Origin of the sequence: Streptomyces sp. NPDC048516, from assembly GCF_043199875.1 — a bacterium.
Taxonomy (GTDB): domain Bacteria; phylum Actinomycetota; class Actinomycetes; order Streptomycetales; family Streptomycetaceae; genus Streptomyces.
The window spans coordinates 175,018-194,108 of the sequence record NZ_JBICWS010000007.1; the positions used below are offsets into that span (position 1 = coordinate 175,018).

Here is a 19,091-nt window from a genome sequence, read left to right on the forward strand (position 1 = left end):
ACTCCCCTGACAGAAGAGCACATTGATGCCCGTGCCCCCTGCCGGCACCGCCCTCGCAGGCGGCACCAACGGCCCCCGCGCACTCCGCCCCCTCCTCGAAACCGTCCTCGACGCCCTCACCACCGGGGCCGAGGACCGCGCCGGCCCCCTCCCCTCCGGCGGCCCCGCCACCGTCACCCGCGCCGTACGCGAGGCCTGCCACCCCCTGCTCCCCGACCACGGCACCGGCCCGCACACCGCCCTGCGCACCCTCGTCCACACCCTCGCCGCCGGCGCCGCCGACCCCGCCGACCCCCACTGCGCCGCCCATCTGCACTGCCCGCCCCTGGCCCTTGCCACCGCCGCCGACCTCGCCGCCGGCGCCCTCAACCCCTCCATGGACTCCTGGGACCAGGCCCCCGCCGCCTCCGCCCTCGAAGCCCTCACCAGCCGTGAACTCGCCGCCCTGGTCTACCCCCGGGCCACCCGCCCCGACGCCCTGATCACCACCGGCGGCACCGAATCCAACCAGCTCGCCCTCCTCCTCGCCCGCGAAGCCACCGCCCCCGGCGGCACCGCGACCGACCCCCACCGGCCCGCCCCGCCCCTCCAGATCGTGTGCGGCGCCAACGCCCACCACAGCATCCACCGCTCCGCCTGGCTCCTCGGACTCCCCGAACCCCTCACCCTCCCCACCCCCGACGGCATCCTCACCCCCGACACCGTCCACACCTGCCTCGCCAACCTCGCCGGCCGCACCGGCCCCGTCCTCCTCACCGCCACCGCAGGCACCACCGACTCCGGCGCCCTCGACCCCCTCCCCGCCCTCGCCGACGTCGCCGACCGGCACGGCGCCCGCTTCCACGTCGACGCCGCCTACGGCGGAGCCCTCCTCTTCAGCGACACCCACCGCAGCGCACTGAACGGCCTCGCCCGCGCCCACACCGTCGCCCTCGACCTGCACAAACTCGGCTGGCAACCCGTCGCGGCCGGCCTCCTCGCCGTTCCCGACCCCGCCACCCTGGCCCCCCTCACCCACCAGGCCGACTACCTCAACGCCGACGACGACACCGAAGCCGGCCTCCCCGACCTCCTCAGCCGCTCCCTGCGCACCACCCGCCGCCCCGACATCCTCAAAATCGCCGTCACCCTCAAAGCCCTCGGCCGCCACGGCCTCGGCGAACTCGTCGACCGCACCCTCGCCGCCGCGCAGACCCTCGCCGACCTCATCGAGGCCCACCCCCGCTACGAGCTCCACTCCCGCCCCGCCCTCAGCACCGTCCTCTTCCGCCCCACCGGCGCCGACGACACCACCCTCGCCACCATCCGGCGCACCCTCCTCACCGACGGACAGGCCGTCCTCGGCCGCGCCACCACCCCCACCGGCCTCTGGCTCAAAGCCACCCTCCTCAACCCCCACACCCAACCCGGAGACCTGACCACCCTCCTCAAACTCGTGGAAGGCCACACGCCTCGATGAGCGCCACCCCGCACCCGGAAACCCCCCTCACCACCGACACCACGAGCCCCGGTGAACCCCTCGACCTCGCGGGCATCGGCATCGGCCCCTTCAACCTCTCCCTCGCCGCCCTCGCCCACCCCCTCACCTCCCTCCGCACCGCCTTCTACGACCAGCGCTCCGCCTTCCACTGGCACCCCGGCCTCCTGATCGACGGCGCCACCCTCCAAGTCCCCTTCCTCGCCGACCTGGTCACCCTCGCCGACCCCGCCAGCCCCTGGACGTTCCTCAACTACCTCAAGACCCGCGAACGGCTCTTCCCCTTCTACTTCGCCGAACGCTTCCACCTCCACCGCGCCGAATTCGACGCCTACTGCCGCTGGGTCAGCGAAAACCTCCCGAGCCTCCACTTCGGCCACCAGATCGACGCCGTCCGCTGGAACCCCGAACACGAAGTCTTCGAAGTCGACTTCACCCAGCTCGACACCGAAGGCGAAGCCGAAGCCCTGGGCCGCACCTACGCCCGCAACCTCGTCCTCGGCATCGGCACCACCCCCCACGTCCCCGTCCCCCTCCGCCCTCTCGCCGAGGCCCCCGCCGTCCCCGTCATCCACTCCGCCGACTACCTCGACCACCGCGAGCGCCTGCTCGACGCCGACCACGTCACCGTCATCGGAGCCGGCCAGTCAGGCGCCGAAATCTTCCTCGACCAGCTCCGCGCCCGCCCCGCCGGCCGCGAACGCCTCCACTGGCTCGCCCGCACCCCCGCCTTCGCCCCCATGGAATACAGCAAACTCGGCCTCGAACACTTCACCCCCGACTACACCCGCTACTTCCACGCCCTGCCCGAACGCGTCCGCGACGACCTCGTCCCCGGCCAATGGCAGCTCCACAAGGGCATCGACCACGCCACCCTCGGCGCCATCCACGACGAGCTCTACCGCCGCACCCTCGACGGCGGCTGGCCCGACGCCACGCTCACCCCCGGAGTCTTCGTCCGCACCGCGGGCCGCGTCGGCACCACCAAGGTCGAACTCCACCTCGACCACATCCAGCAGGGCACCCGCTCCCGCCTCACCACCGACGCCGTCATCCTCGCCACCGGCTACCGCGAACGCCGCATGGACACCCTGCTCGCCGCCATCGACCCCTACGTACGCCGCGACTCCGGCGCACGCCCCCGCATCGAGGCGGACCACCGCCTCGTCCTCGACCCCGCCGTCACCGGCTCGGTCTACGTCCAGAACGCCGAAACCCACACCCACGGCGTGGGCACCCCCGACCTCGGCCTCGCCGCCTGGCGCAGCGCCACCATCCTCAACTCCGTCACCGGCAACACCCCCTACCCCCTCCCCAGCCGCACCGCCTTCACCAGCTTCGGCCTCCCCCAGCCGTCGACGGGACGCACCGGCATGGTCCCCCGCCAGGGCTCCACCCTCGTCCCCCGCCGTTGACACCGGCCCCTGCCACCCACGTCCGCCTGCCACCTGCCACCCGCCACCCGCCACCAGGCCCACGGGAGCCGGGGGAGCGCCGGGCCCAGGAAGAGACCGCAGCCGGCCCCGGACGGCGCCCCCTCCGCCCGTGCCTCCGGCGCCCCCCGGCGGCCCCTGGCGGTCCACCGGAAGTCAGAACACCGGCACCCCGTCCCGCGTCAGCTTCCAGTCCACCGAGGCAAATTGGGCAGGATCGATCTGCCCGCTCTCCTGAACCCACCCGATGATCAAATTCCGGATCTCGTCGGACGTCGACCACACCTGCTCCGCGGCCGCCACATGCGGGAAATTACCGCCACCACTCGCCCGGTAGTTGTTCACCGCCAGCACGAACCGGGCCGCATCATCCAACGGCTTCCCGCCGAACATCAGCTTCCCGATCCGCTGCCCCGCCGGCTTGGCGATATCGATCTCGTACGAGACGCCGCTCACCACGTCATAGTTGTAATCCGGCGTACCGTCCGCATTCGTGACCTTCGACGGATCCACCGGACCACCGGCCGCCGTCCGCACGTAATACCGCGCCGAAAACTCCAAATAAGCCCGCACCTGCGCACCCGTCAACACCCGCGCCTCCAGCGTGTTGTCGAACGGATACAGCGCCGCCATCGACCGGATCGTCACATCCCCCTCCGGCACCCTCGCGGTCCGCGAAAAGCACGACGCCTGCGACAACACCGGCAACGACGCATACGCCGACCCCGCAAGCGCCTTACGCACCACCTCCGCCTGCACGAACGCAATGAAATCCAGGACCGGCGTGTCCTTCACCGGCGCCTCGGCCGCCGTCATCTCCGCCTTCGACCGGCCGATCACCCGGTTCACATACGCCACGACCTTCCGGTGCTCGGCCCGCAGCAACCCCGTGATCCGCGCGTCCTCCGCCACCGCATTCGAGTTCAGGACCCGCGAGGCGACCGACGCCACCTCCCAGCGCCCCCGATGCCACTCCACCGCCACATCGAAGAGCGTCAGCCGCTGCCCCCACTTCAGCGGCTCCGAGAGCACCACCTCCCGGCCCGTCTCCTTGTTCACCACCCGCCGCTCGGGAACCTCCACATGCGCATGCCCCACCAACATCGCATCGATCCCCGGCACCTGCTCCGCCACCAACGCCGCCGCATTCTCCACATACGGCAACTGATCCCCGTACGACGACGTACCGCTCATCCCGGAATGTGCCGCCACGATCACCACATCCGCGCCCATCGACCGCAGCTTCGGCACCCACTTCGCCGCCTGCTCCACCAGCCCCGGAAACGCCAGTTTTCCCTGCACATGTGCCTTGTCCCAGATCGCGATCCCCGGATTCGTCAAACCCAGCACCGCCACCGTCACCTCCCGGCCGTGCGGGGACCGCAACCGCCTCAGCACATACGGACGGAACGCCGGCCGCAATGTCTTCGCGTCCACCGCATTCGCCCCCAGCAGCGGAAAATCACAGCTCTCCTCGAACTTCCGCAGCACCGGAATGCCGTAATTGAACTCATGATTCCCCAGCGTCGCGGCGTCATAGCCGATCGCATTCATCGCCCGCGCCATCGGATGCACCGGCCCGTCCGGATCCGTGATCGGATCCACCTTGGCGTAGTAATACGCCAGCTGCGTGCCCTGAATCGTGTCACCCGCATCGATCAGCAGCGTGTGCCGCCGGCCCTTCTCCCGCCGCACCTGCGTCACCAGCGTCGAAATCTTCGCCAGACCGACATCGTTGTGCGCCGCATCGTCGAACTCCGCGCCGGTGGCGTAGTCCCAGTTGAAGACATTGCCGTGCAGATCCGTCGTGCCCATGACCGTGAAGGCGTACCGCTCCCCCCGATGACCGCGGCCACCGTGGTCACCCGCGTCCCGGGCCTCCACCGCCCCGGCCGCCGGCGCGCCCGCCGCCCCCGCGAGCGCCATCCCGGCCCCCGTCACCACGGAACGCCCCAAGAACTTCCTACGGTCGAGCGACATGCCAACTCCCTTGGATGAACGCCAAAACGCCGATGCGCGCCGCCACACAGCGGGACGACGCGCGTAGATTCTGGCGCAGCCGTCCCCCGCGCAACACCCCTCGCCCGGCTCCCCCGGATACCCCACCCCGCCCCACCCCGATATGCGACCCTTCACCACCCACGCCCCCGCACCCACCCGCCCCGGACCCACCCGCCCCGCACCTGCACGCCGGGGACCCACGCGCCCTGCACCCACACGCTGCACCCGGCGGCCCGCCCCACCGAACGCACCGAACGCACCGAACGCACCGAACGCGCCAGACACACCGGACGCCCACCCCGAAACCCGGGAGCCACCATGACCGACCCCACCGCCACGTCTCCCACCCCCGCCGTCCCCGCCGGCGGCACCACCCCGACCGACCTCCCGTACGGCACCCCCGACACCCCCCGCCTCGCCGTACGCGGCGAAGCCCGCCTCGACGTCGCCCCCGAAATCGCCCGCATCGCCGTCACCGTCAGCGCCCGCGGCACCGACCGCACCGCCGCCCTCACCGACCTCACCCGCCGCAACGAACAGGCCCTCACCCTCATCAAGAGCTACGGCGACGCCATCGAAAAACTCGAAACCGGCGCCTTCAGCCTCACCCCCCAGCTCACCGAGAAAGGCCGCCACGAACGCGTCCGCGCCTACCTCGGACGCGTCACCCACACCGCCACCCTCAACGACTTCACCACTCTCGGCGAACTCACCACCCGCCTCGCCGACCTCGACCTCACCCGCGTCGACGGCCCGTGGTGGGGCCTGCGCCCCGACTCACCCGCCCACCGCGCCGCCCGCACCCAAGCCGTCCGCGAAGCCGTCCAGCGCGCCCGCGAATACGCCGAAGCCCTCGGCGCCCGCCTCGACGCCCTCCTCGAGATCGCCGACCTCGGCGCCGAGGGCAGCGCCCCCGCCCAGGCCCCCGGCATGCGCGGCTTCGCCGGATACGGTCGCGCCGCCGTCCAGGAATCCGCCCCGGCCCTCGATCTCGAACCCCAGCGTCAAGCCGTCCATGCCCATGTCAACGCACGCTTTACGATGACCCGCCCCGTACTGTGAGACCAGGCGCATGGAATGAATTCCCGCTCATCGGAGCGCTGTCGCGCCCATTCCATTACTTGTCAACAGCCTTTCATCAAGCGCTCGTTGAGCAGTCACTTCCCTACCGTTCCCTACCGCCCGGTAAGTCATAGGGTCGAAGCATGCGCCGAGCAAAGATCGTCTGCACACTGGGACCCGCCACCGACTCGTACGAGCAGATCAAAGCGCTCGTCGACGCCGGAATGGACATTGCCCGCTTCAACCTCAGTCACGGCACCTACGCCGAACACGAGGCGCGATTCGACCGGGTCCGCAAAGCCTCCGAAGAAACCCGCCGCAGTGTCGGCATCCTCGCGGACCTTCAAGGCCCGAAGATCCGACTCGGCCGATTCCGCGAAGGCCCTGTACTTCTCGAACGCGACGATGAGTTCACCATCACCGTGGAACCCGCCGTCGAAGGCGACCGCCAGATCTGCGGCACCACCTACCACGGCCTCGCCGCCGACGTCACCACCGGCGAACGCATCCTCATCGACGACGGAAAGGTCACCCTAGAGGTCACCGACGTCGACGGACCCCGCGTCCGCACCAGGGTCGTCGAAGGCGGCATGGTCTCCGACCACAAAGGCCTCAACCTCCCCGGCGTCGCCGTCTCCGTCCCCGCCCTCTCCGACAAGGACCAGGACGACCTCCGCTGGGCCCTGCGCTACGGCGCCGACATCATCGCCCTCTCCTTCGTCCGCAGTGGGCACGACATCGACGACGTCCACCGGATCATGCGCGAGGAAGACCGCTTCCTCCCCGTCATCGCCAAGGTCGAAAAGCCCCAGGCCGTCGACAACATCGACGACATCGTCGCGGCCTTCGACGGCATCATGGTCGCCCGCGGCGACCTCGGCGTGGAAATGCCCCTCGAAACCGTCCCGATCGTCCAGAAGCGCGCCATCAAACTCGCCAAGCGCAACGCCAAACCGGTCATCGTCGCGACCCAGATGCTCGACTCGATGATCGACAACTCCCGCCCCACCCGCGCCGAGGCCTCCGACGTCGCCAACGCCGTCATCGACGGCACCGACGCCGTCATGCTCTCCGGCGAAACCAGCGTCGGGAAGTACCCCACCGAGACCGTCAAGACGATGAGCCGCATCGTCGAGGCCGCCGAGGAAGACCTCCTCGCCAAGGGCCTCCCGCCGCTCACCGAGGCCAACAAGCCCCGCACCCAGGGCGGCGCCGTCGCCCGCGCCGCCGCCGACATGGGCGACTTCCTCGGCGCCAAGTTCCTCGTCGCCTTCACCCAGTCCGGCGACACCGTCCGCCGCCTCTCCCGCTACCGCTCGCCCATCCCGTTGCTGGCCTTCACCCCCGACCCGGCCACCCGTTCCCAGCTCAACGTCAGCTGGGGCGTGGAGACCTTCCTCGGCCCGACCGTCAACTCCACCGACGAGATGGTCGCCCAGGTCGACGAGCAGCTTCTCCGGCTCGGCCGCTGCCAGAAGGGCGACGTCGTCATCATCACGGCCGGCTCCCCGCCCGGAGTCCCCGGCTCCACCAACCTCGTCCGCGTCCACCACATCGGCGAGGACGACTCCCCGAAGTAGCCCCACCCGCACCGAGATTCCGCTGGGCCGAGGTACCTGACTGCCGTCCCCGTCAGTACTTCGGCCCGATGTGTCGGTCCATGAGGGCGACGGAGGCTTTGCGGGCCACGGAGATGTTCTCGGCTTTGCGGGATTGCCGGGCGGGTTTCCACTCGACCCCGACTGCGTCGAGGGTGTCGGTGCAGAGGCGGATGATGTCGGCGGACATATTGGTGAAGAAGTACCGCGGGTATTCGTAGCGCTTCCGCTGTCCGGCGACCGTGCGGGTGGCCCAGTTGGTGATCCGGCAGCCGTCGGAGTGGATGAGTCCGCGAAGGAACTCCCAGGGGTGCTCGTCCACGATCCGTTGCTGCCAGTCTTCGAGGGCGATCCGTCGTTCGTGTTTCTTGCCGGGGCCGTGTTGAGGGAAGAGGCAAAGCCAATGGTGGCTGTAACTCGTCACCATGACGCAGCCCTCGCGCTGGACGATGCACGCGCTGTTCGCCGGTCGGACGGCTTTCACCGCCTCGCGGCACGCGACGATCAGACCCGGCCAGGCATCCGCACAGGCGATGCGCAGCACATATCCGTGCCGTCGAGGCTGCCTGCTGAGGCAGCCGTCGCCGAGGTAGAGGCCGAGTAAGTAGGCGTATGCCGTCGTCGCCTCGGGTGGCCGCGGTACCGGCTCGCATCGCGGGCATTCCGTCTTGCGTGAGACCGGTTCCATGCGGGTCTGCCAGGATCGGATGGCGAAGCGGGATATCCCGGTCTGCTTGCTCACGGAATTGAGGCTGCGGCCCTGGGCGACGAGAGAGAGCGCGTGCTCGCGGGTTTCCCGGTCGTACATGGAAGCGAGCTTGGCCGGGGCGAAGACACCGGGCCACTGTTCGAGTACTCGTTCGCTCCATCGAGCGAACTTTCCTCAAGTTCAGATGACCTTGGAATCGAAGGAAAAGTGCCCCGGGTCGGACTCGAACCGACACTGTATGGGTTTTGAATCCATTGCCTGCTGCCAATTGGGCTACCGGGGCCAGCGGAATCCAAGGTTAACGCCCACCTGCTGTGGGACCACCTTACAGGAGCTAGGTAGGCTCATGGAGCACCACCTGCCTGGAATGAGGAGTCCCGTGAGCGCCGCCGAGCCCGAGCAGCCCGTCGCCGATGACGATCAGTCGCACGTCCCGCCGCTGACCACGCGCGTCGTGATCGCCGAGGACGAGGCCCTCATCCGTCTCGACCTCAAAGAGATGCTGGAGGAAGAGGGCTACACCGTCGTCGGTGAGGCCGGGGACGGGCAGACCGCCGTGGAACTGGCCCGGGAGCACCGTCCCGATCTGGTGATCCTGGACGTGAAGATGCCGGTGCTGGACGGCATCTCGGCGGCCGAGAAGATCGCCGAGGAGAGCATCGCGCCGGTGCTGATGCTGACCGCGTTCTCGCAGCGTGAGCTGGTGGAGCGGGCGCGGGACGCGGGCGCGATGGCGTATCTGGTGAAGCCGTTCTCCAAGACCGATGTGGTTCCCGCGATCGAGATGGCGGTGAGCCGGTTCACCGAGCTGCGGACGCTGGAGCAGGAGGTCGCGGACCTTACGCAGCGGCTGGAGACCCGGAAGCTGGTGGACCGGGCGAAGAGCATTCTGCAGACGCAGTACGGGCTGACGGAGCCGGCCGCGTTCCGGTGGATCCAGAAGACGTCGATGGACCGCCGGCTGTCGATGCAGCAGGTGGCCGAGGCGGTCATCGAGGACGCCGAGCAGAAGAAGCAGCAGAAGGAGCAGTAGCCCGGAGGAGTCCGGCTCGTCCGGAGGAGTCCGGCTCGTCCTGAGCGTGCGAGCGGCCCCGCACCGATCACCATCGGTGCGGGGCCGCTCGTCGTGCGAGGTGGTGTGGTCAGTCCGCGGTCCGCGGCTCTCAGTCCTCGCCGAGGTAGGCCTTGCGGACGGATTCGTCATGGAGGAGGGAGTCGCCGCTGCCGGAGAGGACGATGCGGCCGATTTCCATGACGTGTCCTTGGTCGGCGAGGGAGAGCGCGGCCTGGGCGTTCTGTTCGACCAGGAGGATGGTGGTGCCTTGGGAGCGGAGTTCGCGGATGGTTTCCATGATCTTCTGCATCATGATCGGGGAGAGGCCCATGGAGGGCTCGTCGAGCATGAGGAGTTTGGGGCGGGACATCAGCGCGCGGCCCATGGCGAGCATTTGCTGTTCGCCGCCGGAGAGCGTGCCGGAGGCTTGTTTGCTGCGTTCGCCGAGGATGGGGAAGAGCTCGTAGACGCGTTGGATGTCTTTCTCGATGTCGCCGGCGTCCTTGCGGAGGAAGGCGCCGAGCTGGAGGTTTTCGGCGATGGTGAGGCGGGGGAAGAGGCGGCGGCCTTCGGGGGAGTGGGCGAGGCCGCGTTCGACGATCTTGTGGGCGGGGACGCCGTCGAGTGGTTCGCCGTCGAAGGTGATCTTGCCGGCGAGCGGCTTGAGGAGGCCGGAGAGGGTGCGCAGGGTGGTGGTTTTGCCGGCGCCGTTGGTGCCGATGAGGGTGACGGCCTGTCCTGCTTCGACGGAGAACGAGATGCCTTTGACGGCTTCGATCTTGCCGTAGGCGACGCGGAGGTCCTCGACTTGGAGCAGTGCGGTCATGGGGTGTCTCCGGTCTGTCCCTGGGCCGGCTGGTCTGGTGGGGTCGTCCCGTCTGCTGCGCCGGGTTCTCCTGGTCCTTCGGGCTTTCCTGGCCCGTCGGGTTCTTCCGTCCCGGCTGCGGGGCCTGTTGTGCCGTCCGGAGCTGTTGTGGAGTGCGAACCTGTTGTGCCGTCCGGGTCCGTGGCGTCGTCCGGCGTCGGCATGCCCTCGACGGGTGTGCCGAGGTAGGCGGCGATCACGCGTTCGTCGGCCTGGACGACCTCGGCGGTGCCTTCGACGAGTTTCTGTCCCTGGACGAGGACGGCGACGCGGTCGCAGAGGTTGAAGATGAAGCGCATGTCGTGCTCGATGACGAGGACGGCGGTGCCCTGTGCGCGGATGGCGAGGACGAGGTCCTGGGTGGCGCGGGTTTCCTGGGGGTTCATGCCGGCGGTGGGTTCGTCCAGGAGCAGCAGTCCGGGTTCGCTGGCGAGGGCGCGGGCGATTTCGAGCTTGCGTTGTTCGCCGTAGGGGAGGTTGCGGGCGAGGTGGTCGCGTTTGTGGGCGAGGCCGGTGAATTCCAGGAGTTCCATGGCGCGTTGTTCGCTGCTGCGTTCGGCCTTTTTGAAGCCGGGGCCGCGCAGGAGTGCGGACCAGAGGCCTTCTTTGGTGCGGGTGTGCCGTCCGACGAGGACGTTTTCGAGGACGGTCATGTTGGCGAAGAGGCGGATGTTCTGGAAGGTGCGGGCGACGCCGGCCTGGGTGACGAGATGGGGCTTGCGGGAGAGGCGGGTGCCTCGGTAGCTGACGGTGCCTTCGGTGGGCACGTAGAGGCCGGTGAGGCAGTTGAAAAAGGTGGTTTTGCCGGCGCCGTTGGGACCGATGAGGCCGACTATTTCGCCGGTGCCGACGGTGAGGCTGACGCCGCGTACGGCGGTGAGCCCGCCGAAGCGCATGGTGACGCCGTCGGCTCGCAGGACGGTCTCGGTGTCAGTGGCGGGTGCGAGGCTGGAGGGTGTGGTCATGGTCGTCACGCCTTTGCCTGGGTGGCGCCGAGGGTGGCGTCTGCGTCGGGGAGGCGCTGGTCGGGCACGTCGAGTTGGCCGGTTTCGTGGAATTCGAGTTGTTTCCTGCGGTCGGGGATGAGGCCTTCGGGGCGGAAGCGCATGAGGAGGACGAGGGCGATGCCGAAGAGCAGGAGTTGGTAGTCCTGGATGAAGTCGAGCTTGGCCGGGATGAGGAAGAGGAGGGCGGCGCCGACGAGGGGTCCGCTGAGGGTTCCCATGCCGCCGAGGATGACGGCGGCGAGGAGGAAGGCGGAGTTGGGGGGCTGGGGGCCGGCGAACTGGAACTGTTCGGGGGTGGCGGTGGTGACGACGTGGGCGTGGACGGTGCCGGCGAGTCCGGCGAGGGCCGCGCCGAGGGCGAAGGCGAGGAGGCGGAGGCGGAAGCTGTTGATGCCCATGGCGATGGCGGCGGTTTCGTCCTCGCGGATGGCGATCCAGGCGCGGCCGATGCGGGAGGCGGCGGCGCGCCGGAAGACGAGAACGACGAAGGCCGTCACGAGGATCATCAGCAGGTAGTAGTTGCCGTAGGTGGCGAGGGGGATGCCGAGGATGACGTGGGGTTCGCCGAAGTTGAAGCCGAAGATTTCGAGGTTGGGGATGTTGGGGATGCCCATGGCGCCGTTGGTGATGTCGGGGCCGGTGGTGCCGTTGAGGTTGAGCATGGCGATGCGGAAGATCTCACCGAAGCCGAGGGTGACGATGGCGAGGTAGTCGCCGCGTAGGCGCAGCGTCGGTGCGCCGATGAGGACGCCGAAGACGAGGGAGGCGGCGGCGCCGGTGAGGAGGGCCGCCCAGAAGGGGAAGTGGAGCCCGAAGGCGGATTCGGGGGAGCCGGAGACGAGGGCGGCGGCGTAGGCGCCGACGCCGAGGAAGGCGACGTACCCGAGGTCGAGGAGGCCGGCGAGGCCGACGACGACGTTGAGACCCAGGGCGACGGTGGCGAAGATCAGGATGTTGGCCCCGATGATCGTGTACTGGTCGGTGTCCTGGGTGAACGGGAAGCAGGCGGCGGAGAGGAAGGCCGCGCCGAGGGCCACCGGGCGGTGGGTGCGGGTGAGTGCGGTGAGGCGGGCGGTGAGTCCGGCCCGGTGGAGGGCGGGGACGGCGAGCGCCATGAAGAGCAGGTAGCCGACGAAGGGGGCGCCGTCGTCGGTGTCGATGCCGTAGGTGAAGACGAGGAGCCCGGCGGCGAAGGCGGCGGCGATGACCAGGATCTCGGCCCAGGAGGGGAGTTCGCGGGTGGGGCTTCGCAGGGGGCCGGCGGTGAGGGTGGCGGTGAAGCGCTGCCAGGGGCCCGAGGGCGGCCGGTCGCCGGCTCGGTCGGGGGGCAGGGCGAGGGCGCCGGCCAGGGTGAGCAGGGAGGTGACGGCCGCGAGGGCGCCGCCCGGTTCGAGGTTGACCAGGCCGTGGAGGTGGACGGCGATGGCGATGAGGGTGAACCAGGTGGCGGCGAAGGTGGCGAGGGCCGCGAGGAGGGTGGGGGCGTTGCGTCCGGCGGGGGTGAGCCACTGCAGGCCGCGGATGCCGAGTGCCGCGAGGGCGAACAGCAGGGTGAGGACGCCGCCGGCGAGGGTGACGACCTGCAGTCCGGCGGGGGAGAAGTAGTAGGTGAGGTCGCCGGGGAAGTCGCTGCTCCAGGTCCAGGCGAGGCCGGTGGTGGCAGCGGTGGCGAGGGCGCCCGCGGCGGTGAGGAGACGCGCGGTGCGTTCCGCGAGGGGGAACAGGCCGCGGGCGGGGGGTGTGGTGGTGTTCGTGGTCATCGCTATCACGCCCGATCCGCGACGCGTTCGCCCAGGAGGCCTTGTGGTCTCAACAGGAGTACGAGGATGAGGAGGACGAAGGCCCAGACGTCCTTCCAGGCTCCGCCGCCGAATTGCTCCATGCCGGGTATTTCCTCGATGTAGGCGGTGGCGAGGGCTTCGGCGATGCCGAGCACGACGCCGCCGAGCATGGCTCCGTAGATGTTGCCGATGCCTCCGAGCACGGCTGCGGTGAAGGCCTTCAGGCCCATGATGAAGCCCATGCGGAACTGGACCTCGCCGGTGCGCAGGCCGTAGGCGACGGCGGCGACGCCGGCGAAGGCGGCGCCGATGGCGAAGGCGAGGACGATGATGCGGTCGGTGTTGATGCCCATGAGCTTGGCGGTGTCGGGGTCCTGCGCGGTGGCCTGCATGGCGCGGCCGCTGCGGGTTTTGGCGACGAAGAAGCCGAGGGCGATCATGCAGGTGGGGGCGGCGATGAGGACGAAGAGGTCGCCGCGCTGGACGGTGGCGCCCAGGATGTCGAAGGCGTGGCCCTTGAACTGGGGGAAGACGCGGGCCTGTTTGCCGTCGGGGTACCACTTCCAGATGGCTTGCTGGAGGGCGATGGACAGGCCGATGGCGGTGATGAGGGGGGCGAGGCGGGGTGCGCCGCGCAGCGGTCGGTAGGCGAATCGTTCGGCCGCGATGCCGACGAGGACGGATACGGCGATGCCGCCGAGCAGCATGACCGGCAGGGCGAGGGCGAGAGGGGTGCCGGCGGGGAGAGCGAGGAAGACGCTGAGCGCTCCGAAGCCGCCGACCATGAATATCTCGCCGTGGGCGAAGTTGATGAGCTGGACGATTCCGTAGACCATCGTGTAGCCGATCGCGATGAGTCCGTACATCGCGCCGAGGATGAGTCCGTTGGCCAGCTGTTGCGGCAGTTCGCTCACCGCGGGGCCTCCGTTGGGTGGGTGTGAGAGATCGGAGCTAGCTGGGTGTGAGGGATCCGGAACGGCCGGGTGTGGGGGATCCGGAACGGCTGGTGTGGGGGATCCGGAACGGCCGGGTGTGAGGGGCCAGAGCCAGCCGGGATGCGGGATCGGAGCCAGCCGGGTGTGAGGGATCCGGAACGGCCGGCTGCGAGGGGTCCGGGCCGGCTGGGCGTGAGGCGTCCGGGCCGGCCGGGAGCGGGGGATCGAGGCCGGGCCGGGAGCGCGGCCTCCGGACCGCCCGGCAAGGAGAGATCCAGGCCGGGGGTGCGCAGGAGCGGAACGGATTCCGGTGTGCCCCGGTGCTCTTGGTGTGCCACGGGCCGCGCCAGGGTCATTGGTGCGTCCTGGCGCGGCCCGGGGTGAGGTGGTGCGGTGCGGTGCGGTCGGTCAGCTCTTGTCGAACTTCTTGAATTCGGCGCTGAAGCGGGAGGCCCAGGCGCCCTTGTCGACCTGGTAGGCGGTGATCATGGTGTTGGTGGTGTCGCCGTATTTGTCGAAGGCGATGGGGCCGATGACGCCGTCGAAGGTCACCTTGTTCATGGCGTCGGCGACCTGCTTGCGGGCGTCGTCGGGGAGCTTGCCGTCGTTCGCTTCGACGACCTTTTTGACGGCTTGGATGACGGCCCAGGTGGCGTCGTAGGTGGAGCCGCCGTAGGCCTCGTAGCCCTCCTTGAAGCCGGCTGCCTTGTAGTCGGCGATGAACTTCTTGGCGGAGGGGAGCTCTTCGACGGGCTTGCCGACGGAGGAGGCGTAGTCGCCCTGTGCCTTCTTGTTCAGCTTGATGTAGTCGCTGCTGTACATGCCGTCGCCGCCCATCACGGGGGCGGTGACGCCGCCGTCCTTGAGCTGCTGGCTGAGGGGGCCGGAGGCGGGGTATTCGCCGCCGTAGAAGACCATGTCGGGTTTGGCGGACTTGACCTTGGAGACGACGGCCTTGAAGTCGCGGTCGTCGGGGCTGACGTGCTCGGTGCCGACGATCTTGCCGCCGAGTTTGGCGAACTGGTCCTTGAAGGAGGAGGCGAGACCGACGCCGTAGGTCTTCTGGTCGTCGATGACGTAGGCCTTCTTGGCCTTCATCTTCTCCCAGGCGTACTGGCCGTCGAAGGCGCCCTGGACCTCGTCGGTGGTGGCGGTGCGGAAGTAGGTGGGGAACTGGCGGACGCGCTTGTTCTGCTTCCAGTCCTTGCCCTGGGTGAGGTCGGGGGTGGTGTTCGCCGGGGAGATCAGCGTGAGGTTGTTCTGTTTGGAGACCTGCTGCATGGATTGGGCGACGCCGGAGTTGAGGGGGCCGATGACGCCGAGGACGCCCTTGTCGCCGGCGAGCTTGGTGGCGTTCTGCTGGCCGACGTTGGGGAGGGCCTTGTCGTCCAGGGCTTCGAGTTTGAAGCTGACGCCCTTGACCTCACCGGCCTTGTTGGCGGTGTTGACGGCGAGCTGGGCGGAGTTGCGGATGCCCAGGCCCAGTGCGGAGAGCTCGCCGGTGGTGGGGGCGTCGAGGCCGATGACGACCGTGGACTTTCCTTCGCCGCTCTTGGTGTCGTCGCCGCGCGAACCGCACGCGGAGAGCGTGAGGGCGCCGGTGGTGACTGCGGTGGTGAGGATGAGCAAGGAACGGTGACGCACGATCAGTCCTTTCCCTGGCGCGGCCACGACTGTCGCATGGCCGTTTCGCTCGCCGGGCTGTACGGGCTGTACAGGGTCCGTGCTTGCAGCGCACCCGGCGGCGCGGTGACTGGCGGTGACTCTAGAGCGGTGTTCGTCGCACCGGCAGAGGCGCTGAGCAGGATGTGACGCTCTTGTTATGACCTTCGATGAGCGTTATGCCGTTATGGTCCTTACACCGGAGGGCGAACGCGGTGCGGAGGGTGAACTCGCACTTCCACGGGGGGATGGGGCGTGCGGTGACGGAGGAGCGTCCGGATAGCGGATGCGGTGCGCGCGGGGGTGCCGGGGGCCGTGCGGGGGACGGGAGTTGCTGCCGTCGCCGCGGGCCGCGCGTGTTACGCAGGGTTACGGCAATGCGTACGGCCCCGCTCCCGGAATCCGGGTGCGGGGCCGTGAGGGCGGCCGGCGGTCCGCCGGCCGGTGCGGGTCAGCCGCGGTAGACGTCGGCGTCCGTGTCGCGCAGCATGCAGGTCAGGCGGGCGGTGCAGACCCGCTTGTCGTGTTCGTCGGTGATGACGATGTCGTAGGTGGCGGTGGACCGGCCGCGGTGTACGGGGGTGGCGACGCCGGTGACCAGACCGGAGCGGGCGCCGCGGTGGTGGGTGCAGTTGAGGTCGACGCCCACCGCGATCTTGGTGGGGCCGCCGTGCAGCATGGAGCCGACGGAGCCGAGGGTTTCGGCCAGGACGGCGGAGGCGCCGCCGTGCAGGAGTCCGTAGGGCTGGGTGTTGCCCTCGACCGGCATGGTGCCGACGACGCGCTCGGGGGCGGCTTCGGTGACCTGCACGCTCATCCGCTCGCCGAGGTGCCCGGCGGAGAAGAAGGACGGCAGGTCGAGGCCGAGGCCGGCCCACTGGTCGAGGATCTCCTGCGGAAACTTGGTCGTGCTCTGCTCACCCATGCCTACGGCTCCGTTCGCTCGCCCGTGATCGTCGTCGATCCGTGCCTGTTCCTATCAGGCCTCTGAGCAAGCGCTCAGCGCGGGGTTGTCGTTCCCGCCGGCCGGCCCGGTGGCGGTCAGTCCTCGCGGGGGCTCTCCAGGCGGATCACCAGGGACTTGGCCGCGGGGGTGTTGCTGGTGTCGGCGGTGTGGTCGAGCGGGATGAGGACATTGGTCTCGGGGTAGTAGGCCGCGGCGCAGCCGCGGGCCGTGGGGTAGTGCACCACCCGGAAGCCGGGCGCGCGCCGCTCGCTGCCGTCCGTCCATTCGCTGACCAGGTCGGTGTACGCCCCGTCGGCCAGGCCCCGTTCGCGCGCGTCGTCGGGGTGGACGAGGACGACGCGGCGGCCGTTCTTGATGCCGCGGTAGCGGTCGTCGAGGCCGTAGATGGTGGTGTTGTACTGGTCGTGGGAGCGCAGTGTCTGCAGCAGCAGCCGTCCTTCGGGGACGGCGGGGTATTCGACGGGCGCGGCGGTGAAGTTGGCCTTCCCGGTGGCGGTGGGGAAGCTGCGGCTGTCCCGGGGGGCGTGCGGGAGGGCGAAGCCTCCGGGGCGGGCGACCTTGGTGTTGAAGTCCTCGAAGCCCGGGATGACGTGGGCGATGCGGTCGCGGATCGTCGCGTAGTCCTTCTCGAACTCCTCCCAGGGGGTGCGGCTCTCCTCGCCCAGGACGCGGCGGGCCAGGCGGGCGACGATGGCCGTCTCGGACAGCAGCTGGGGGCTCGCGGGTGCCAGGCGGCCCCGGGAGGCGTGCACCATGCCCATGGAGTCCTCGACGGTGACGAACTGCTCGGTGGGCTTCCCGTCCGGGCCGGTCCGTACATCACGTTCGGTGCGGCCCAGGGTCGGCAGGATCAGCGCACGGGCGCCGGTGACCGCGTGCGAGCGGTTGAGCTTGGTGGAGACGTGCACGGTCAGCCGGGCGCGGCGCACGGCGGCCTCGGTGACGTCGGTGTCAGGGGTGGCGGCCACGAAGTTGCCGCCCATCGCGAAGAACACCTTGGCCTGCCCGTCGCGCAGGGCGCGGATGGCGCGGACGACGTCGAGTCCGTGCTCCCGGGGCGGGGCGAAGCCGAACTCCTTCTCCAGGGCGTCGAGGAAGGCGGGGGCGGGGCGCTCGAAGATGCCCATGGTGCGGTCGCCCTGGACGTTGCTGTGACCGCGTACGGGGCAGACGCCGGCCCCGGGACGCCCGATGTTGCCGCGCAGCAGGAGGAAGTTGACGACCTCCCGGATGGTGGGGACGGAGTGCTTGTGCTGGGTCAGACCCATCGCCCAGCACACGATGGTGCGGCGCGATGCGAGGATCATGGCCAGGGCGCGGTCGATCTCCGCGCGGGTCAGGCCGGTGGCGCGCAGCGTCTCGTCCCAGTCGTCGTCGGCGCGGGCCTGCTGCGCGAACTCCTCGAAGCCGTGGGTGTGGGCGCCGATGAAGTCCTCGTCGAGGGCGCCGTCGGTGTCGAGGAGGAGGCGGTTGAGGGCGCGGAAGAGCGCCTGGTCGCCGCCGAGGCGGACCTGGAGGAAGAGATCGGTGAGCGCGGTGCCGCCGCCGGCCAGGCCGCGCGGGGTCTGCGGGTTCTTGAAGCGCTCCAGGCCGGCTTCGGGCAGCGGGTTGATCGAGATGATCTTCGTGCCGCCGGCCTTGGCCTTCTCCAGGGCGGTGAGCATCCGGGGGTGGTTGGTGCCCGGGTTCTGCCCGGCGATGATGATCAGGTCGGCCCGGTAGAGGTCTTCCAGGAGGACGCTGCCCTTGCCGATGCCGATGGTCTCCGTCAGCGCGGAGCCCGACGACTCATGGCACATGTTGGAGCAGTCGGGGAGGTTGTTGGTGCCGAATTCGCGGGCGAAGAGCTGGTAGAGGAAGGCGGCTTCGTTGCTGGTGCGGCCGGAGGTGTAGAAGACGGCCTCGTCGGGGGAGCCGAGGGCGGTCAGCTCCTCGCCGATGATGTCGAAGGCCCGCTCCCAGGTCACCGGCTCGTAGTGGTCGGCGCCCTCGGGGAGGTACATGGGGTGGGTGAGGCGGCCCTGCTGGCCGAGCCAGTAGCCGCTGCGGGTCGCGAGGTCGGCGACGGAGTGGTCGGCGAAGAAGTCCGGGGTGACCCGGCGCAGGGTGGCCTCTTCGGCGACGGCCTTGGCGCCGTTCTCGCAGAATTCGGCGGTGTGCGGCTTGTCGGGCTCGGGCCAGGCGCAGCCGGGGCAGTCGAAGCCGTCGCGCTGGTTGACGCGCAGCAGGGTGAGGGCGGTACGGCGCACGCCCATCTGCTGCTGGGAGATGCGCAGGGCGTGGGTGATCGCCGGCAGCCCTACGGCGGAGTGCTGGGGTTCGCTGACCTGGGGCGCGTCCTGGACGGGGTCCGACGCGGGCGGCTTGCCTGCCATGACGCTCTCCCTTGAGCCTGAGCTGCTGCTCGCTCCGCCGGGTGCGGCGGATCGTTTGCTGTACACAGCGGATCGTTGCTGTACGCATCTGATCCTGTCACGGACGCGGAGGGTGGTGCAGGGGCGAGTGGGGGCGTCTGCGGCGGGGAGCCGTCACCGCCGCGG

General features: G+C 69.6%; 14 protein-coding genes and 1 tRNA gene. 5 read left to right on the plus strand and 10 right to left on the minus strand.

Annotated features, from left to right (window positions below):
• Positions 1 to 25: 25 nt before the first annotated feature.
• Together ACGFR7_RS16555 and ACGFR7_RS16560 are read left to right on the plus strand one after the other, a co-directional pair.
• Entirely contained in the window at positions 26 to 1,459 is a 1,434-nt protein-coding gene (locus tag ACGFR7_RS16555) for a pyridoxal phosphate-dependent decarboxylase family protein (RefSeq protein ID WP_393318981.1), read from the plus strand.
• Positions 1,456 to 2,892 carry a lysine N(6)-hydroxylase/L-ornithine N(5)-oxygenase family protein gene (locus ACGFR7_RS16560; RefSeq protein WP_393318984.1) on the plus strand — a complete coding sequence of 479 codons (1,437 nt, stop codon included), beginning with the start codon at positions 1,456 to 1,458 and terminating at the stop codon, positions 2,890 to 2,892. The genes ACGFR7_RS16555 and ACGFR7_RS16560 overlap by 4 nt, the downstream gene beginning before the upstream one ends.
• Before the next feature lie 174 nt (positions 2,893 to 3,066).
• On the opposite strand, the gene ACGFR7_RS16565 is transcribed toward ACGFR7_RS16560, so the two are convergent.
• A complete protein-coding gene (locus ACGFR7_RS16565) occupies positions 3,067 to 4,890 on the minus strand; it encodes a bifunctional metallophosphatase/5'-nucleotidase (RefSeq protein ID WP_393318987.1) in 1,824 nt (607 codons plus the stop codon).
• Positions 4,891 to 5,229: 339 nt separating this feature from the next.
• Between ACGFR7_RS16565 and ACGFR7_RS16570 the strand changes: the two genes are divergently transcribed.
• Together ACGFR7_RS16570 and pyk are read left to right on the plus strand one after the other, a co-directional pair.
• A complete protein-coding gene (locus ACGFR7_RS16570) occupies positions 5,230 to 5,973 on the plus strand; it encodes an SIMPL domain-containing protein (RefSeq protein WP_393318990.1) in 744 nt (247 codons plus the stop codon).
• A 143-nt stretch (positions 5,974 to 6,116) separates the two neighbouring features.
• The gene (gene pyk, locus ACGFR7_RS16575; RefSeq protein WP_393318992.1) at positions 6,117 to 7,553 is read left to right on the plus strand and encodes a pyruvate kinase; all 1,437 of its coding nucleotides are present in this window, start codon (positions 6,117 to 6,119) and stop codon (positions 7,551 to 7,553) included.
• 52 nt (positions 7,554 to 7,605) lie between these two features.
• Here the strand turns inward: pyk and ACGFR7_RS16580 are convergent, their stop codons facing one another.
• Together ACGFR7_RS16580 and ACGFR7_RS16585 are read right to left on the minus strand one after the other, a co-directional pair.
• Positions 7,606 to 8,379, minus strand: a complete 774-nt coding sequence (locus ACGFR7_RS16580; protein ID WP_393318995.1) for a transcriptional regulator — start codon at positions 8,377 to 8,379, stop codon at positions 7,606 to 7,608.
• 109 nt (positions 8,380 to 8,488) lie between these two features.
• Positions 8,489 to 8,563, minus strand: a tRNA-Leu gene (locus ACGFR7_RS16585).
• Positions 8,564 to 8,647: 84 nt separating this feature from the next.
• On the opposite strand from ACGFR7_RS16585, the gene ACGFR7_RS16590 reads away from it, so the two are divergent.
• Complete coding sequence (locus tag ACGFR7_RS16590) at positions 8,648 to 9,313, plus strand: ANTAR domain-containing response regulator (protein WP_393318998.1); 666 nt, start codon at positions 8,648 to 8,650, stop codon at positions 9,311 to 9,313.
• 130 nt (positions 9,314 to 9,443) lie between these two features.
• Here the strand turns inward: ACGFR7_RS16590 and ACGFR7_RS16595 are convergent, their stop codons facing one another.
• From ACGFR7_RS16595 to ACGFR7_RS16625, 7 genes are all read right to left on the minus strand, one after another.
• Positions 9,444 to 10,160 (minus strand): ABC transporter ATP-binding protein, encoded by a 717-nt coding sequence (locus tag ACGFR7_RS16595; protein ID WP_393319001.1) that lies wholly within the window; start codon positions 10,158 to 10,160, stop codon positions 9,444 to 9,446.
• On the minus strand, positions 10,157 to 11,164 hold the full coding sequence (locus tag ACGFR7_RS16600; protein WP_393319003.1) for an ATP-binding cassette domain-containing protein: 1,008 nt from the start codon (positions 11,162 to 11,164) through the stop codon (positions 10,157 to 10,159). Before ACGFR7_RS16600 ends, ACGFR7_RS16595 begins: the two co-directional genes overlap by 4 nt.
• A 5-nt stretch (positions 11,165 to 11,169) precedes the next feature.
• Positions 11,170 to 12,966: a branched-chain amino acid ABC transporter permease gene (locus tag ACGFR7_RS16605; RefSeq protein ID WP_393319006.1), complete on the minus strand. Its 1,797-nt coding sequence runs from the start codon at positions 12,964 to 12,966 to the stop codon at positions 11,170 to 11,172.
• A gap of 5 nt (positions 12,967 to 12,971) precedes the next feature.
• Positions 12,972 to 13,901 carry a branched-chain amino acid ABC transporter permease gene (locus tag ACGFR7_RS16610; RefSeq protein WP_393319009.1) on the minus strand — a complete coding sequence of 310 codons (930 nt, stop codon included), beginning with the start codon at positions 13,899 to 13,901 and terminating at the stop codon, positions 12,972 to 12,974.
• Between the two features lie 429 nt (positions 13,902 to 14,330).
• The gene (locus tag ACGFR7_RS16615) at positions 14,331 to 15,551 is read right to left on the minus strand and encodes a branched-chain amino acid ABC transporter substrate-binding protein (RefSeq protein WP_393319419.1); all 1,221 of its coding nucleotides are present in this window, start codon (positions 15,549 to 15,551) and stop codon (positions 14,331 to 14,333) included.
• 484 nt (positions 15,552 to 16,035) lie between these two features.
• Positions 16,036 to 16,509 (minus strand): PaaI family thioesterase, encoded by a 474-nt coding sequence (locus tag ACGFR7_RS16620; protein ID WP_393319012.1) that lies wholly within the window; start codon positions 16,507 to 16,509, stop codon positions 16,036 to 16,038.
• 116 nt (positions 16,510 to 16,625) lie between these two features.
• Positions 16,626 to 18,926: an FdhF/YdeP family oxidoreductase gene (locus ACGFR7_RS16625; RefSeq protein WP_393319015.1), complete on the minus strand. Its 2,301-nt coding sequence runs from the start codon at positions 18,924 to 18,926 to the stop codon at positions 16,626 to 16,628.
• Positions 18,927 to 19,091 lie beyond the last annotated feature (165 nt).

Excerpts from the sequence above, each read along its gene's own strand:
- ACGFR7_RS16570 (WP_393318990.1), top strand. The coding sequence starts at position 5,230 with ATGACCGACCCCACCGCCACGTCTCCCACCCCCGCCGTCCCCGCCGGC.
- ACGFR7_RS16620 (WP_393319012.1), bottom strand. The coding sequence starts at position 16,509 with ATGGGTGAGCAGAGCACGACCAAGTTTCCGCAGGAGATCCTCGACCAG.
- ACGFR7_RS16625 (WP_393319015.1), bottom strand. The coding sequence starts at position 18,926 with ATGGCAGGCAAGCCGCCCGCGTCGGACCCCGTCCAGGACGCGCCCCAG.
- ACGFR7_RS16565 (WP_393318987.1), bottom strand. The coding sequence starts at position 4,890 with ATGTCGCTCGACCGTAGGAAGTTCTTGGGGCGTTCCGTGGTGACGGGG.
- ACGFR7_RS16555 (WP_393318981.1), top strand. The coding sequence starts at position 26 with ATGCCCGTGCCCCCTGCCGGCACCGCCCTCGCAGGCGGCACCAACGGC.
- ACGFR7_RS16560 (WP_393318984.1), top strand. The coding sequence starts at position 1,456 with ATGAGCGCCACCCCGCACCCGGAAACCCCCCTCACCACCGACACCACG.
- ACGFR7_RS16590 (WP_393318998.1), top strand. The coding sequence starts at position 8,648 with ATGAGGAGTCCCGTGAGCGCCGCCGAGCCCGAGCAGCCCGTCGCCGAT.
- ACGFR7_RS16600 (WP_393319003.1), bottom strand. The coding sequence starts at position 11,164 with ATGACCACACCCTCCAGCCTCGCACCCGCCACTGACACCGAGACCGTC.
- ACGFR7_RS16580 (WP_393318995.1), bottom strand. The coding sequence starts at position 8,379 with ATGTACGACCGGGAAACCCGCGAGCACGCGCTCTCTCTCGTCGCCCAG.
- ACGFR7_RS16605 (WP_393319006.1), bottom strand. The coding sequence starts at position 12,966 with ATGACCACGAACACCACCACACCCCCCGCCCGCGGCCTGTTCCCCCTC.
- ACGFR7_RS16595 (WP_393319001.1), bottom strand. The coding sequence starts at position 10,160 with ATGACCGCACTGCTCCAAGTCGAGGACCTCCGCGTCGCCTACGGCAAG.
- pyk (WP_393318992.1), top strand. The coding sequence starts at position 6,117 with ATGCGCCGAGCAAAGATCGTCTGCACACTGGGACCCGCCACCGACTCG.